At 66.1% G+C, this 14,170-nt stretch carries 14 protein-coding genes; 9 read left to right on the top strand and 5 right to left on the bottom strand.

Annotation, left to right across the window (positions count from 1 at the left end):
* The 5 genes from AVJ23_RS21545 to AVJ23_RS21525 form a co-directional block, all read right to left on the bottom strand.
* Nucleotides 1–957 (bottom strand): ISNCY family transposase (locus AVJ23_RS21545; RefSeq protein WP_058864303.1); only part of this gene is annotated, 957 nt, incomplete at its 3' end.
* A 302-nt stretch (nucleotides 958–1,259) separates the two neighbouring features.
* Nucleotides 1,260–2,168, bottom strand: coding sequence for an amidohydrolase family protein (locus AVJ23_RS21540; RefSeq protein WP_058864302.1), 909 nt, complete (start codon nucleotides 2,166–2,168; stop codon nucleotides 1,260–1,262).
* A 2-nt stretch (nucleotides 2,169–2,170) separates the two neighbouring features.
* Nucleotides 2,171–2,911 carry an SDR family NAD(P)-dependent oxidoreductase gene (locus tag AVJ23_RS21535; RefSeq protein ID WP_058864301.1) on the bottom strand — a complete coding sequence of 247 codons (741 nt, stop codon included), beginning with the start codon at nucleotides 2,909–2,911 and terminating at the stop codon, nucleotides 2,171–2,173.
* Entirely contained in the window at nucleotides 2,908–3,981 is a 1,074-nt protein-coding gene (locus AVJ23_RS21530) for a Gfo/Idh/MocA family protein (protein ID WP_058864300.1), read from the bottom strand. The genes AVJ23_RS21535 and AVJ23_RS21530 overlap by 4 nt, the downstream gene beginning before the upstream one ends.
* A complete protein-coding gene (locus tag AVJ23_RS21525) occupies nucleotides 3,978–4,997 on the bottom strand; it encodes a LacI family DNA-binding transcriptional regulator (RefSeq protein ID WP_058864299.1) in 1,020 nt (339 codons plus the stop codon). The genes AVJ23_RS21530 and AVJ23_RS21525 overlap by 4 nt, the downstream gene beginning before the upstream one ends.
* 191 nt (nucleotides 4,998–5,188) lie before the next feature.
* On the opposite strand from AVJ23_RS21525, the gene AVJ23_RS21520 reads away from it, so the two are divergent.
* From AVJ23_RS21520 to AVJ23_RS21480, 9 genes are read left to right on the top strand one after another with little or no spacing between them, the layout of a single operon-like run.
* Nucleotides 5,189–6,502: an extracellular solute-binding protein gene (locus AVJ23_RS21520; RefSeq protein WP_058864298.1), complete on the top strand. Its 1,314-nt coding sequence runs from the start codon at nucleotides 5,189–5,191 to the stop codon at nucleotides 6,500–6,502.
* A 33-nt stretch (nucleotides 6,503–6,535) separates the two neighbouring features.
* Nucleotides 6,536–7,420 (top strand): carbohydrate ABC transporter permease, encoded by an 885-nt coding sequence (locus tag AVJ23_RS21515; protein ID WP_058864297.1) that lies wholly within the window; start codon nucleotides 6,536–6,538, stop codon nucleotides 7,418–7,420.
* Nucleotides 7,417–8,274, top strand: coding sequence for a carbohydrate ABC transporter permease (locus AVJ23_RS21510; protein WP_058864296.1), 858 nt, complete (start codon nucleotides 7,417–7,419; stop codon nucleotides 8,272–8,274). The genes AVJ23_RS21515 and AVJ23_RS21510 overlap by 4 nt, the downstream gene beginning before the upstream one ends.
* Nucleotides 8,271–9,425 (top strand): enolase C-terminal domain-like protein, encoded by a 1,155-nt coding sequence (locus AVJ23_RS21505; protein WP_058864295.1) that lies wholly within the window; start codon nucleotides 8,271–8,273, stop codon nucleotides 9,423–9,425. Before AVJ23_RS21510 ends, AVJ23_RS21505 begins: the two co-directional genes overlap by 4 nt.
* A gap of 3 nt (nucleotides 9,426–9,428) precedes the next feature.
* The gene (locus tag AVJ23_RS21500) at nucleotides 9,429–10,493 is read left to right on the top strand and encodes an ABC transporter ATP-binding protein (RefSeq protein ID WP_058864294.1); all 1,065 of its coding nucleotides are present in this window, start codon (nucleotides 9,429–9,431) and stop codon (nucleotides 10,491–10,493) included.
* Entirely contained in the window at nucleotides 10,490–11,653 is a 1,164-nt protein-coding gene (locus AVJ23_RS21495) for an enolase C-terminal domain-like protein (protein WP_058864293.1), read from the top strand. The genes AVJ23_RS21500 and AVJ23_RS21495 overlap by 4 nt, the downstream gene beginning before the upstream one ends.
* Nucleotides 11,650–11,988, top strand: a complete 339-nt coding sequence (locus AVJ23_RS21490) for an L-rhamnose mutarotase (RefSeq protein ID WP_084794867.1) — start codon at nucleotides 11,650–11,652, stop codon at nucleotides 11,986–11,988. Before AVJ23_RS21495 ends, AVJ23_RS21490 begins: the two co-directional genes overlap by 4 nt.
* Nucleotides 11,985–12,893, top strand: a complete 909-nt coding sequence (locus AVJ23_RS21485) for a dihydrodipicolinate synthase family protein (RefSeq protein WP_058864291.1) — start codon at nucleotides 11,985–11,987, stop codon at nucleotides 12,891–12,893. The genes AVJ23_RS21490 and AVJ23_RS21485 overlap by 4 nt, the downstream gene beginning before the upstream one ends.
* Complete coding sequence (locus tag AVJ23_RS21480; protein ID WP_058864290.1) at nucleotides 12,890–13,732, top strand: fumarylacetoacetate hydrolase family protein; 843 nt, start codon at nucleotides 12,890–12,892, stop codon at nucleotides 13,730–13,732. The genes AVJ23_RS21485 and AVJ23_RS21480 overlap by 4 nt, the downstream gene beginning before the upstream one ends.
* Nucleotides 13,733–14,170 lie beyond the last annotated feature (438 nt).

The raw sequence follows: 14,170 nt of genomic DNA, 5'->3' as shown, positions 1-14,170 counted from the left end.
CCAGCACAGGATGTCGCGCAAGCGGTGCGGCTCGACATTCAGCGCGCGATGCAGGTCATCCGGGCGGCGCGGGACCTTGGCGAACGTCGCGTTGTAGCGTGCGATGAAGCCCGGCAGGAACGCATTTGCCGCCGCCATGTCGGAGATGCCCGCCAGGCGCAGCTCCTTCACCAGCCGATCCTGCAGCGTGCGGTTGGCGCGCTCGACGCGGCCCTTCGCCTGGCTGCTGTTGGCGCAGAGTATCTCGATGTTCAGCTCGTTCAAAGCCCTGCCAAACCGGGTCATCCCGTGTCCCGACTTCGCGCCTTGGCTCGCGACACGGAACACCGTGTGCTTGTCGGAATGGAAGGCCACCGGGCGGCCGTGCCTGGTCAGGTAAGCCTCCAGCGCGCCGAAATAACGGAAGATGCTCTCGGATTCAACGAACTCCAGATGCATCAACGTGCTTGTCGCGTCATCGATGAAGACAAGCAGGGTGCAGGCCGGGCCGCGATCCTCGAACCCGTGATGATCGGAGCCGTCGATCTGAATGAGCTCGCCCAGGCACTCCCGGCGCAGGCGCGGCTGGAGGAACGTCCGGCGCTGCTTGCGCGGCAGCCAGATGCCCGAGTCCTGCATCCATTTGCGCAGCGTCTCGCGCGAGACCTCCAGACCATGGTCCTCCGCCAGCGTCTCGGCGGCCAGGGTCGGGCCGAAATCGGCGTAGCTTTCCTTGACCAGGGTCACCGCGCAGTCCCGGACTGCCGGATCGATCCGGTTGTTGGACGGACGACCGCGCGCCTTGTGCCGGATCGCCGCCGGACCGTCCGCCTGGAACCGCTTCATCAACCTGTGTACCTGCCTGCGGCTCAGACCCAGCAGGTTGGCCGCGTTCGCCGCTGACATCCGGCCTTGCGTCACCTGGCTCAGAACCTCGACCCGGTTCAGTTCTCGCGCGCTCATGACAACCCATCCCACGCACACAATCCTGATCTTCAGTCCAGACAGGGACGTGTGACAGTTCTGCTTTGCAGATGTGGGACACTATAACTTTGCGCGTACATTCGTTTATCTGGTAATCTTGATTATGTAATATCGAGGGTTCCAAATCTTCATAGCAGCGGCGTGCTGAGATCGGAGCTGGCAGACGGTCGCTGCATAGAGTTGTGCCTTTGATGCAGCGTCTCCTCTACAATCACAGCCAGTCGCTTTGAGGAAAAACCTCGTTCCGATGGCCCGAAGCCGACCCACACCGCCAACGGACCAGATCGGCCTTGGACCTACAATCGGTAGATGCGCCGGGCCGTGTCGGAGAAGATCTCTTGAAGGGTCGTCTTTGGCTGGTCGGCGAGCATTTCGTGCAATTGATCAAACTGACGCTCGAGCGGGCAGCTGACCGACTCGACCGGCAGGTTGGAGCCGTAGAGCACGCGTTTCGGTCCGAAATTCGACAGCAGATGCGCAACGTGCGGGCGAAGCGCTTCGGCGCGCCAGCGGCGGTCGACGGTCCAGAGCCCGGACAGCTTCATCACCACGTTCTCCGTCTCCGCCAGCGCACGGATTCCGTCCTGCCATTCGGCCAGATTTCCCGGGTGCTCGGGCTCGAGCGTCCCGAAATGGTTCACCACGATGCTCAGGCGGGGATGGGCGCGGGCGAGGTCCACCACCTCGGTCAGCTGGCCCGGCACGACAACACATTCAAGGCAGAGGCCGTGCGCTTCCAGCAGCGGCAGGACCGAACGGAACCGCTCATCCGCCAGAACGCCGGGTTTGCTTGCCACGCGCCAGCGGCCCGCCGCGTCCCAGGCGACCGGCGTGCGGATACCGCGCAGGGCGGGGGATTGCAGGTGGGCTTCGATCTGCGCCTCGGCCCCCGGCGCGCTCAGGTCGACCTCGGCCACGATGGCGGTGGGCCAGCCGGTCCTGTCGGACAACTGCTGCAGCCAACGCGTCTCGTCCACCGGGTCGGCCGCGCCGCAATTGGCCTGCACGTGTACGCTGGCTGCCAGCGGTAGCCCGGCAAAGGCGCCAAGGTACTGCTCTGGCAGATAATCCCGGCGGATCGGCGCCTTGTCCCCGAAGCGCGCCGGCGGCGCGTCGGGCGCCAGCCAGCGATAGGGGAAGCGGCCCAGCTCCCAGAAGTGGTGGTGCCCGTCGACCAGTGCGATCCCGTCCAGCCAATGCGCCATGCTCAATAGGTCGCCCGGCCGCCGGACAGGTCGAAGACCGAGGCGGTGGTGAAGCTGTTCTCGCGCGTGCAGAGCCAGACGATCATCGCCGCCGCCTCGTCCAGTTCAAGGAACCGGCCGCGCGGGATCTTGGAGAGCATGTAGTCGATATGCTCCTGCTTCATCTGGTCGAAGATCCGGGTGCGCGCGGCGGCGGGCGTGACGCAGTTCACCGCGATGTCGCGGTCGGCCAGTTCCTTGCCCAGCGACTTGGTCAGGCCGATCACCCCGGCCTTCGAGGCGGAATAGGCGCTGGCATTGGGGTTGCCTTCCTTGCCCGCGACCGAGGCGATGTTGACGATACGCCCGTAGCCCTGCGCGGTCATGGCCGGCACCACGGCGCGGTTGACGTGGAAGGTGCCCAGCAGGTTGATCTCGGTGATCTGGCGGAATTCCTCGACCGGGTATTCCGCCAGCGGCCCGTTCGACCCCGCCACCCCGGCCGAGTTCACGAGGATATCGGCGCGGCCGGTGGCGTCCAGCGTGGCCTTCATCGCGGCCTCGACGCTGGCCCAGTCCGAGACGTCGACCTCGCAGGCGAAGGCGTCGCCGCCAATCTCGGCCGCAGCCTTTTCGGCCAGTGCCCTGTCGCGGTCCCACAGGGCGACGCGTGCGCCCCCTTTGGCCAGGCGGTCGGCGACGGCACGGCCGATGCCCTGCGCGCCCCCTGTCACGATGGCGGTCTGGTTCTCGAACTGTGTCATTCTGCGGCTGCCTTCCGGGTCTGCGTGATGATCTGTTCCGCCCCCCGGGCCTTGCCCGAGGCGACGATGGCGTGGAGTGTCTCGACCGCACGGGCCCCCACGTGCCCGGGGCTTTCATTGCGCCCCTGCCCCAGCGCGATATCGACGAGCCGGGCGGGCGGCCCGTCGCAGCTGTATGTCCACGCGCCCTGCGGCACCTGCGCGACGCGGGCCTCGCCATCGGGCAGCTTCAGCACCAGACGTTCGGTCTCGATATCCAGCAGGACGGAACCGTTGCTGCCATAGATGCGGATATCGACCTCGAACCCATGACCGTTTGGTACGCCGCAACTGCCCGAGAAGACGCCGGTGGCACCATTGGCGAAGCGCACGGCGGCGGCATCGTGCAAGTCAATTTCGGTGGGCGCCTCGAACAGCATCGACTGCACGGATGCAGCGCGCAGATCGGTCAGCCAGTAGAGGATGCCAAGGGCATGGGACAATTGCCCGTAGGCATAGCCGCCGCCCTGGTCGGGCGCCTCCCACGTGCTGCGGTCGGGCTGGATGGCAATGTGGGCCCAGTTCGACAGGGTGCCGCCGGAAAAGATGCTGCGGGTGAAGGAAGCCATGTGGCAGACGACATGCTCGATCTCACCGATCTCGGCGACCATCTCGCGCATCTCGTCGAGGCCGGGCTTGTAGTTCCAGCCATAGGCGACCAGCAATTCGCGCCCCGAGGCGTCGGCCACCTGCACGAGGTCCCAAGCCTGTCCCGGATCGAGGCACATGGGCTTTTCCACCAGCACGTGACAGCCCTTCTCCAGGAAGGCCTTCGCCTGTTCGTAATGCAGGTGGTGCGGTGAAGAGATCACCGCGATGTCGATGTCGCGCGACAGCACCTCGCGCCAGTCCTCGGTCGCGAAGGCAAAGCCGAATTCCTCCGCGATCAGGTCCAGCTCCGTACGGCCCAGCCGGCAGACGGAGTCCAGCACCACCTCGGGCCGCGCGGCCAGGATCGGAATGTGCATGCGGTAGGCGAAATGGCCCGCCCCGATGATCGCGGCCCGGACCGGGCCCTTGGATGAGCTCATGTGCTTTCCCTGATTTGAAGGTGATAGCCGATGTCATGGGTGGGCGCGCCTTCGGCCCCGCCTTCCAGCCGGTCCATCACGAGACGCGCCGATGTCTCGCCGATGGCGCGGCCCTTGATCTGCACCGTGGTCATCGGCACCGGCAGAAGTGCCGACAGGCTGAGATCACCGAACCCCGCGATGGCCACGTCCTGCGGCACGCGGACGCCGTTGGACATGCACCACAGCATCGCACCATGCGCGGGCAGTTCGGCAAGAAAAAAGATCGCGTCCGGCTTCTGCCTGCGGTTCAGCAATTCGGGGATCAGCGCAACGCCGCCCTCGATCGTGGCGGGGTTGTCGAACTCGATGATCGTGTCCTCGGTGACGCTGCGCCCGGCATTGCGCATGGCATCGACGAAACCGCGCGTCCGGTCCTCGGCCTGGTCGTTGTTGTGCGACGACCCGCCCACCATGACGATATCGCGATAGCCGCGCCCGATCAGGTAGCGCGTCATCTCGACCGCGGCCCCGTAATTGTCGAAGCCGACGGCGGTGTCGATCACCGCGTCGCGCAGGTTCCAGGCCTCGATCACGGGGCCCGAGAACCGCTCCAGCAGCTTGCGCGCGGTATCGGTATGCGAAAAGCCGGTCAGGATGATCGCGTCGGCCTGCCGCGCGAGAAAGGTGCGAACCGCCTCTTCCTCCTTCTGCGGGGACCAGTTGCTGACTGCCAGCAGCATCTGCTGTTTCTTCGGCTCGAGCACCCGGCTGACGCCTTGTGCGAAATCCGCAAAGAGCGAGCTGGCCAGGATCGGCACCACGACCCCGATCATGTCGGAGCGCTGCGAGACCAGCGAGCGCGCCGTCAGGTTGGGAATGTAGCCGATCTCGTCGATCGTGCGCTGGATCTTCGCGCGCGTGTCCGCGTGAACCGTCTCGGGCTGGCGCAGCGCGCGCGACACCGTGATCAGCGAAAGTCCCGAGGCTTTCGAGACGTCCTTGAGCGTCACCTTCTTTTTGTCACCTTGCGCCATCCGCAGCCCTCCATCCACGCTTCGACCGGGCACTCCCCTGCCCCGAGGGACGAAAAAGGAATGTCGCAAAATCGACGTTGACACACGAGTATCATTGCCCATAACGTCCGTCAACATGGAATGACATCCGTACATCATTCCAAGATCCCGCATTTCGCGGGCCGCCGTATCGGCACCATAGGGAGGACACCATGTCGAATTCGATCAGCCGCCGCAGGTTCCTGGGCACAACGGCCGCCGTGGGCGCCGCGACGTTTCTGCCGCGCCATGCGCGCGCCGCCAGCGGAGAGATTTCCGTCTGGAAATTCGGCGGCACCCCGCAAGAGGTCGAAGTCTGGGCGCAGCGCAACGACGCCTTTGCCGAAGCGCACCCGGATATCGAGCTGAACTATTCCTACTTCAACGGGCAGATCCGTCGTCAGAAGATCCTGGCCGGCTTCCAGACCCGACGGCTGGCCGACGTGATCATCGCCTTCGGGCAGGACATCCCGGAATTCGCCGGCTTCGGCATGATCCAGCCGCTGGATGACATCGCGGGCGACCGGATGGCGGGATGGAAGGACCGGATCGTGCCCGAGGTCTTCGACTCGGGCATGCATGAAGGCAAGCTCTACGCCCTGCCCACCTATGTGGACATGGCCAGCTTCCTGGCGGTGAACCTCGACGCGCTGGAAGAGGCCGGGTTCGACCGCCCGCCGGAAACATGGTCCGAGCTGCGCGAATACGCCAAGGCGATGACCAAGCCCGATCGCCCCGGCATCGCCTTCCCCGCCACGACCGCGCCGGTGGACATCAACATCTTCGAAGGGCTGGCCTATGCCAATGGCGGCCGCATCTTCGACGAGGAGACCGGCAAGGTCACGCTGAACGATCCCGGCGTGGTCGATGCGCTGCAGTTCTATGTCGACCTGATCAGCGACGGCTCGACCCCGGCGGCCACCTCGCTGACCGAGACCTTCTTCCGCGACACGGCACAGCTCTTCGGTCAGGGCCGCTCGGCCATGTGGATCGGGCTGTCCTGGCTCAACACGCCCTGGGGTGTGAACGAGGACGTGCGCTGGACCGGCGTGCCCTTCCCGCGGCCCGATGCGCCGACGGGCAGCTACGAACCGGTCAGCGCGATCATGGACGGCACGGCGATGCTGATGGTCTCCTCGCGCGCCGAGAACCCGGAAGCGGCGCTGGACTACGTGGATTTCTGGTCGCAGGACAAGCAGCTGGAAATCTGGGGCGGCCAGCCCGAGATCGCCCGCATTCCCGCCGGCAAGGCCGCCTGGGACAATCCCGAGCTGGCCGAGGCCTGGCCGAACTGGGTCAAGGCCTATGACGCGGGCACGCTGTTCCAGGGCGCAGCCGAAATGCCGCGCTTCATCGGCGTCTCGGCGATCGAGAGCGCACTTGGCACTGCGATCCAGCAGGCCGTGCTGGGCCAGAAGTCCCCGCAGGAGGCCTTGGACGAGGCAACCGCCGCCGCGCAGGGTCAGATCGACCTGATCCGCGGCTGAACCTGGACAAACAGAAAAAGGGAGGGCCCGACGATGCTGCGAAGCGATCGTTTTCTGGCATATGCCTTGATCCTGCCCGTGGTGGCCGCCGTCGTGGCGTTCGTCGTCGGGCCAACCTACAACGTGGCCACGCTCAGCCTCACCCAGGTGGTGATGGGGATGGAGCGCGGCTTCGGCACGCTTGGCAATTTCCAGGCACTGGCCGCCGACCCGGTCTTCGGCCTCGTGCTGAAGAACACCGCGATCTGGATCCTCGGGGGCACGGTTCTCTGTGTCACCGTGGGCCTGGGTGTCGGCGCCTACCTGGCCATCGACAGCCGGATGACCGGCTGGCTGCGCGCGCTGATCCTGCTGCCCTGGGTGCTGCCCGACGTGGTGACCGCCATGGCGTGGAAATGGATGCTGCACGGGCAGGTGGGCATCATCGGCCAGACCCTGCAGCAGAGCGGGCTGACCGAGGGGACCGTGTCCTTTCTCGGCGATCCCGACATGGTCATGTGGGTGCTGGTCGTGGTGCTGATCTGGCGCAAGATGCCGCTGGTGGCGCTGATCCTGTGTGCCGCGATCCGCTCGGTCCCCGATGACCAGCTGGAAGCGGCGCGGATGGACGGGGCCAACGCGGTGGAGCGCTTCCGCTTCGTCACCCTGCCCAACATCGCCTTCTCGCTGACCGCGGTCACCGTGATCTCGATGATCTGGATCACCGCCGAGTTCGCCCTGCCCTGGATCATGACCGGCGGCGGCCCCGCCAATGCCAGCCAGATCATGGCGACGTATATCTACCAGCAGAGCTTCGAATTCTTCAACTGGGGCGTCGCCTCGGCCATGTCGGTGATCAACCTCGTCATGCTGGCCTCGATCGTGGCGCTGTATCTCTACATCAACCGCCGCTCCTGGGCCTCGGAGGGGTCGAAATGAACGAACAACCCCGCACCCTCTACTGGATCTTCCTCGGCTTTGTCGGGCTGGTGATCTCGACCTACGTGCTGTTCCCGGTCTTCTGGCTGTTCCTCGCCTCCTTCAAGACGCAGGCCGAGCTGGCGCAGCTGCCGATTTCCTTCTGGCCGGAATCCCCCACGCTGGACGCTTACAAGGCGCTGTTCTCGCCCACCCACCAGAAGGGGCAGCTGCTGGACTGGCCGCAGCTGATCGGGAACAGCTTCTTCATCGCCATCAGCTCCACCCTGATCGTCCTGGTCTTCGGCACCTTGGCCGGCTACGCCTTTGCCCGGCTGAACTTCCCGGGCCGGGACCTGATCCTCGGCGGGTTGCTGATCAGCCGGATGTTCCAGGGCGCCGCACTTCTGCTGCCCACCTACCGGCTGATGTCGATGATCGGGTTGCAGGACAGCCTGATCGGCCTTGTGCTGCTCTATTCGGCCTTCGGCCTGCCCTTTGCGACATGGATCATCGCGTCATCCCTGCGCGAAATCCCGAAGGAGCTGGAAGAAAGCGCCATGATGGACGGCGCGAGCCGGTTGCAGAGCATGGTCCTCGTGGTGCTGCCCTTGGCGACACCCGCGCTGATCACCGCCTCGATGTGGCATTTCGTGGGCGCTTGGTCGGAATTCGCCTTTGCCTCGATCCTTCTGGAATCCAACGAGAACAAGACCGTGACCATCGGCCTGGCCAGCTTTGTCGAGCTCTTCACGCTGGAGTTCCAGTATGTCGGCGCCGCCGCGACCATCGTCGCCCTGCCGATCATGCTCGTGTTCTTCTTCGGCCAGCGCTACTTCACCCGCGGCCTGCTGGCAGGGGCGGTGAAGGGATGAGGATCACCTCGATCTCGGCCCGCGCGGTGGAATGCGGCTTCAACAGCCAGAAGCTGCAGACCTCCCGCGTGGCCTCGCCCATGTCCCGCTTCCCGCGCTTTGCCCAGAGCCGCGCAAGCTGGATGTGGCCCACGAAAAAGGTCTTCGTCCGGGTGACGGGCGAGGATGGCAGCACCGGCTGGGGCTGCACCAATGGCGGCGAGATCGTCGAGATGATCGTCAACGACCATCTCGCGCGGCTCATGGTGGGCGAGGACATGGGCGACCTGGCGCTGCTCAATGCGCAGATGGCCGCCTCGCTTCTGCCCAACGACCGCTCCGGCTTTGCCATGATGGCGGTGGCGGGGGTGGACATCGCGCTGTGGGATCTGTCTGCCAAGGCCCGGGCGCGGCCCCTGGTGGATCTGCTCGGCGGCGCAGAGCTGGACGACCTCCCGGTCTACATGACGACCCCACGCCCCGAGGCGTTTGCGGCGCGACCCTTCGCCGGCTTGAAGGCCGCCGCGCCTTACGGACCGGAATCGGGGGACGAGGGCCTGAAAGCCAATGTCGCCGTGATGCAGCGCTTTGCCGAGGCGGCTGGTCCCGACACACCCATCATGATCGACGCCTTCCTGTCCTGGGATGCCGATTACACCCTGCGCTTTGCCGAGGCCGTCGGCGACGTGAACGTGCGGTGGATCGAGGATCCGATCCACCCGCAGGACATCGAGGGATTACAGAGGATCCGCCGCGAGATGGACCCGGGGATCGCTCTGGCGCTTGGCAACTTCGCCTTCTCGCGCGTCGATTGTGCCGACCTTCTGCGCTCGGGCGTGGTGGGCGTGTTGCAGCCGGATGTCGCCTGGGCCGGCGGGATCAGCGAGGCACTGCAAATCCTCGACATGGCCCAAGCCGCAGAGGTGCCGGTGATCCTGCACAATACCTGCGAACAGCCCTGGGCGCTGGCCCTCGCCGCCGCCCGCCAGACGAACGCGCTGGTCGAATGCGTCGACCGGGGCGAGACCTCGCCGCTCTATGAACTGATGGGCGCGCGCCCCGGGATCGCCGGCGGCCGTGTCGCCACTCCGCGCGATCCCGCGGGAAATATCCCGCCCTCTCATGTCCTCGCCGCCTTCGACGCGGCCGAACCCCAACTCAAGGAGGCCTGACCCATGGGCTCTGTCGCACTCAGAAACATCCGCAAGTCCTATGGCGCCGTCGAGGTGCTGCACGGCATCGATCTCGACATCAAGGAGGGCGAGTTCACCGTACTGGTCGGCCCCTCGGGCTGTGGCAAGTCGACCCTGCTGCGCTCCATTGCCGGGCTGGAGACGATCAGCGGCGGCGATATTGCCATCGACGACACCGTGATCAACACGCTGGTGCCCAAGGAACGCGATATCGCCATGGTGTTCCAGAACTACGCGCTCTACCCGCACATGAGCGTTGCCAAGAACATGGGGTTCTCGCTGCGTCTCGCGAAGGAGCCGCAGGCCGAGATCGACCGCAAGGTGCGCGCCGCGGCCGAAATCCTCGACCTCACCGCCCTGCTCGACCGCTATCCACGTCAGCTTTCTGGCGGGCAGCGTCAGCGCGTCGCCATGGGCCGGGCCATCGTCCGCGACCCCAAGGTGTTCCTGTTCGACGAACCCCTGTCGAACCTCGACGCCAAGCTGCGCGTGCAGATGCGCTCCGAGATCAAGGAACTGCACCAGCGGCTGAAGACCACCACCATCTACGTGACCCACGACCAGATCGAGGCGATGACCATGGCCGACAAGATCGTCGTCATGCGCGGCGGTCACGTGGAGCAGATCGGCAGCCCGCTGGAACTCTATGACAGCCCGGCCAGCATCTTCGTGGCAGGTTTCATCGGCTCGCCGGCGATGAACTTCGTTCCGGCCCGCGCCACCGGCGGACGGCTGGTGACAGAGGCGGGCGCGCCGCTGGGCGAGGCGCCCGTGGCCCTGTCCGAGGGACAATCGGTGACCGTGGGCTTCCGCCCCGAGGATATCCGCCTGTCCGACACCGGCATTCCCGCCCGGCTTGCCCTGATCGAGCCCACCGGTGCCGAGACCCAGCTGACCCTGCGCACCGGCGAGACTTCGATCATCATGACCACGCGCGACCGCGTGACCCATGTGCCGGGTGACACGGTGCATATCGCGATCACGCCGGGCAAGCTGCACTGCTTCGACCCCGAGACCGAGCAGGCGCTGCGCGGGGGGCGGCAATGAAGATCACCGACGTCCGCGTGATCCGGTTCCGCACCTTTGCGGACCGGTGGGATATCGGGCATGCGCGCCTAAAACCCGGGGCCGAGGTGCATCAGACGATCACCTGCATCGACACCGACGAGGGGCTGACCGGCTATTTCCTGGGCGGCGGCAAGCATGGCGACCAGGACGGGATGAGCCCCGACGAACAGCAGCTGATCGAAGGCCGGGTCCGCGACATGATCCTTGGCGCCGATCCGCTCGACCGCGAGCTGATCTGGAAATGGATGTGGGTCCGCAACATCCCCGAAGTGGCGCAGAGCGTGATCGACTGCGCGCTCTGGGATCTGGCCGGGCGGCATGCCGGCCTGCCGGTCTACAAGCTGATGGGCGGGGCCCGGGACAAGGTCCCCGCCTATGCCTCGACCTATCCCAATATCGGCCAGCCGCAGACCTATGCCGAACATGCGCTGGCCTGCCAGGCCGAGGGGTACAAGGCCTACAAGATCCATCCCCACTATTTCTGGAACCCCGACACCGGCCAGCCCACCAATGGCCGGCCGTCCAACATCCGTGCCGATATCGAGACGATCAACCTCGTGCGCGAGGCGGTCGGCCCGGAGATGGTGCTGATGTACGATGTCTGGGGCACCTATCACACGATCGAAGAGACGATCAAAGTCGGCCGCGAGCTGGAGAAGCTGGATTTCACCTGGTTCGAGCACCCGATGCCCGAGTACCGGGTCGAGAGCTACCGGCGCCTCTGTCGCGAGTTGTCGATCCCGGTTCTTGCGCCGGAAATCGCCGCGGGCGGCGTCTTCACCCGGGCCGAATGGATCCTGCAGGGCGCCTCGGACATGAGCCGCATGGACATCCGCCGCGGCGGCGTCACCGGCTGCCGCAAGACGGCCGTGGTCTGCGAGGCTTTCGGACAGCGCTGCGAGATCCACATGGCGGGTTGGGGCAACCTGCAGGTCATGGGCGCCACCTCGGAGGATACCTCGGAATGGTACGAAAAGGGCCTGCTGGCCCCGGGCGTCGATTACGACGCGCCGCACCCTTACCTGGAACGCAATTGCGACCCGATGGATGCCGAGGGCTATGTCGCCCTGCCGCAGGCCCCGGGCCTCGGCTACGAGATCATCTGGGACCACATCGACGAGAACAGGATCGCGGCATGACAGTGTATCGCCGCGCCTGGACCATGCAGCTGCGTGAAGGGGCCGAGACCGCCTACGAGGAAGCGCATGCCAATCTCTGGCCCGAGATGCGCGCCCAGATGCGGGCGAACGGCATCCAGCGCTTCTACCTCTACCGCTCGGGCCGCACGATCTTCGCCTTCCAGGAACGCGACCGGCCCTTCACCGGCACCCCCGCCCCGCCCAGCGATCTGACTGCCCGCTGGTGGCGCGAGATGGCGCCGCTGATGGAGACCGAGGGCGCGTATCACCAGCCCGTGCAAACCCCCCTGCGCGAGGTCTTCGCGCTCGACACCTCCATGGAGGCCACATCATGACCGGAATAGAGGGCATCGTGCCCATCCTCCTGACCCCGTTCCGCGACGACCTGACGATCGACTACGGCAGCCTGCGGCTGGAGATCGACGCGACGCTGGAGACCGGTGTGCACGGGCTCGGGATTGCCATCGGCAGCGAGATCTTCAAGCTGACCCCGGAGGAGCGCCGCCAGATGCTGCGCGCCGTGGTCGACCAGGTCGAGGGGCGCGTGCCGGTCATCATGAACACCTCTGCCCCCGGCACCGCGCCGGCTGTGCAGCTGGCCACCGAGGCGGCCGAGGCCGGCGCCGACCGGCTGATGGTTTGGCCGCCGGATTTCTTCGCGCTGGGGCCCGACGCGGTGATCGAGCACCTGTCGCGCATCGCCGCGGCCGCGCCCTTGCCCATCATCCTGCAGGATGTGCCGCAGGCGCCGATCACGCCCGCCCTTGCCCTGCGCATCGCCGCGGCCGTGCCGCAGGTCGACACGATCAAGGTGGAAACCAACCCAACCGTGGCGCAGGTCGGCGCCATGGTCGCCGCCGTCGAGGGCCGGCTGACCGTTCTGGGCGGCGCAGGCGGCGGCACGCTGGTCGAGGAGCATCGCCGCGGCGCCCGCGGCACCATGCCCTTTGCCAGCCAGGCGGCCGGGTTCATGGCCGTCTGGAGCGCGCTCGAGGCGGGCCGCGAGGACGAGGCCGCAGAGCTGGTCGAGACCGGCATCCTGCCCGTCAGCCGGTTGGGCTTCCAGTCCGGCGACATGTTCTACCACGTCCACAAGGCGCTGCTGCAGCGGGCGGGCGTCTTTGCCAGCACGCATGTCCGCCCGCCCACCGCGCCTCCGGACGCCATCACCCGGGCCGAGCTCGACCGGCTTCTCGACCGCTTCGCAAGACCGAAAGAAAGACACAAGGAAACCGCATGAAACTTCTTCGTACCGGCCCCGCGGGCCAGGAACGCCCCGCGCTGCTGCAGGACGATGGCACGATCCGCGACCTCTCGGGCATCGTGGATGACATCGCTGGCGAGACGCTGACACCAGAGGGTCTCGAGAGGCTGCGCGGTGTCGCGGCCGATGACCTGCCGAAGGTCGCAGACGGCACAAGGATCGGTCCTTGTGTCGGCCGCGTCGGCAAGTTCATCTGCATCGGCTTGAACTATGCCGATCACGCCGAAGAAAGCGGCATGGCCGTACCCGAGCAGCCGGTGATCTTCATGAAGGCCACCTCGGCCATCTGCGGCCCCGATGACGACGTGATCCTGCCGCCGGGCGCCGAGAAAGGCGACTGGGAGGTCGAACTGGGCGTGGTGATCGGCAAGGAGGCGCGGAACGTCTCCGAGGCCGATGCGCTCGACCATGTCGCGGGCTACTGCGTGATCAACGATGTCTCGGAACGGGCCTTCCAGCTGGACCATGGCGGGCAATGGGTCAAGGGCAAGTCGGCCGACACGTTCGGCCCCACCGGGCCCTGGCTGGTCACGGCCGACGAGGTCGCGGATCCGTCCGACCTGTCCATGTGGCTGGAGCTGAACGGAAGGCGGGTGCAGGACGGCTCAACCAAGACGATGGTCTTCGGCGTGGCCGAGATAGTGTCCCACCTGTCGCGCTACATGTCGCTGCAGCCCGGCGACATCATCTCGACCGGCACGCCCCCGGGCGTCGGTCTCGGCATGACACCGCCCACCTTCCTGAAGGCCGGCGACGAAATGCGGCTCGGAATCGAGGGTCTGGGCGAACAGCACCAGGTGGTGCGGCAAGGCTGAGCCCGCGAAAGTGTAGAGGCGCCACCCGGCCCCACCACTTTGCAGCAGCTGGTGCAATTCGCGGTCGAAAGCCTTGAAAACCTGGCGCTGTACTCAGCGGAGGCTTGCGAAGAAATCTTCGCGAGCCGTCTGCCTGACAGAGCATGATTCTTGACGAACCGGGCTTTCGTTGCAGCCGGACCGATGGCGGCACAATGCGCGCGGTCTCCGAGCCTTGCAACTCCACCGCATCAGTTCATACCGACTTGCTTAACACTATGGGTTACAGTGTTAAGCCCGCGCGCCCCCCGGCCCGCTTTGCGCCCGGCCCGCGGGGGCCGGGCGGGGCTTCGCGGTTTTACGGTTTCCGGGTAGAGTGTTCGGATGGGCGAGATGCGGCTGCATGACCGGGCCGGGCACCGGCTCTATCTCAACGCCGCGGAACGCGCGGCCTTCCTG

The sequence above is a fragment of the Pseudoponticoccus marisrubri genome (assembly GCF_001482405.1).
GTDB classification, from domain to species: domain Bacteria; phylum Pseudomonadota; class Alphaproteobacteria; order Rhodobacterales; family Rhodobacteraceae; genus Pseudoponticoccus; species Pseudoponticoccus marisrubri.
This window is presented reverse-complemented; position numbering and strand designations above follow the sequence as displayed.

Coding starts and splice junctions, on each gene's coding strand:
- AVJ23_RS21525 (WP_058864299.1), bottom strand. CDS start 4,997: ATGGCGCAAGGTGACAAAAAGAAGGTGACGCTCAAGGACGTCTCGAAA.
- AVJ23_RS21480 (WP_058864290.1), top strand. CDS start 12,890: ATGAAACTTCTTCGTACCGGCCCCGCGGGCCAGGAACGCCCCGCGCTG.
- AVJ23_RS21500 (WP_058864294.1), top strand. CDS start 9,429: ATGGGCTCTGTCGCACTCAGAAACATCCGCAAGTCCTATGGCGCCGTC.
- AVJ23_RS21495 (WP_058864293.1), top strand. CDS start 10,490: ATGAAGATCACCGACGTCCGCGTGATCCGGTTCCGCACCTTTGCGGAC.
- AVJ23_RS21515 (WP_058864297.1), top strand. CDS start 6,536: ATGCTGCGAAGCGATCGTTTTCTGGCATATGCCTTGATCCTGCCCGTG.
- AVJ23_RS21510 (WP_058864296.1), top strand. CDS start 7,417: ATGAACGAACAACCCCGCACCCTCTACTGGATCTTCCTCGGCTTTGTC.
- AVJ23_RS21505 (WP_058864295.1), top strand. CDS start 8,271: ATGAGGATCACCTCGATCTCGGCCCGCGCGGTGGAATGCGGCTTCAAC.
- AVJ23_RS21485 (WP_058864291.1), top strand. CDS start 11,985: ATGACCGGAATAGAGGGCATCGTGCCCATCCTCCTGACCCCGTTCCGC.
- AVJ23_RS21535 (WP_058864301.1), bottom strand. CDS start 2,911: ATGACACAGTTCGAGAACCAGACCGCCATCGTGACAGGGGGCGCGCAG.
- AVJ23_RS21530 (WP_058864300.1), bottom strand. CDS start 3,981: ATGAGCTCATCCAAGGGCCCGGTCCGGGCCGCGATCATCGGGGCGGGC.
- AVJ23_RS21490 (WP_084794867.1), top strand. CDS start 11,650: ATGACAGTGTATCGCCGCGCCTGGACCATGCAGCTGCGTGAAGGGGCC.
- AVJ23_RS21540 (WP_058864302.1), bottom strand. CDS start 2,168: ATGGCGCATTGGCTGGACGGGATCGCACTGGTCGACGGGCACCACCAC.
- AVJ23_RS21520 (WP_058864298.1), top strand. CDS start 5,189: ATGTCGAATTCGATCAGCCGCCGCAGGTTCCTGGGCACAACGGCCGCC.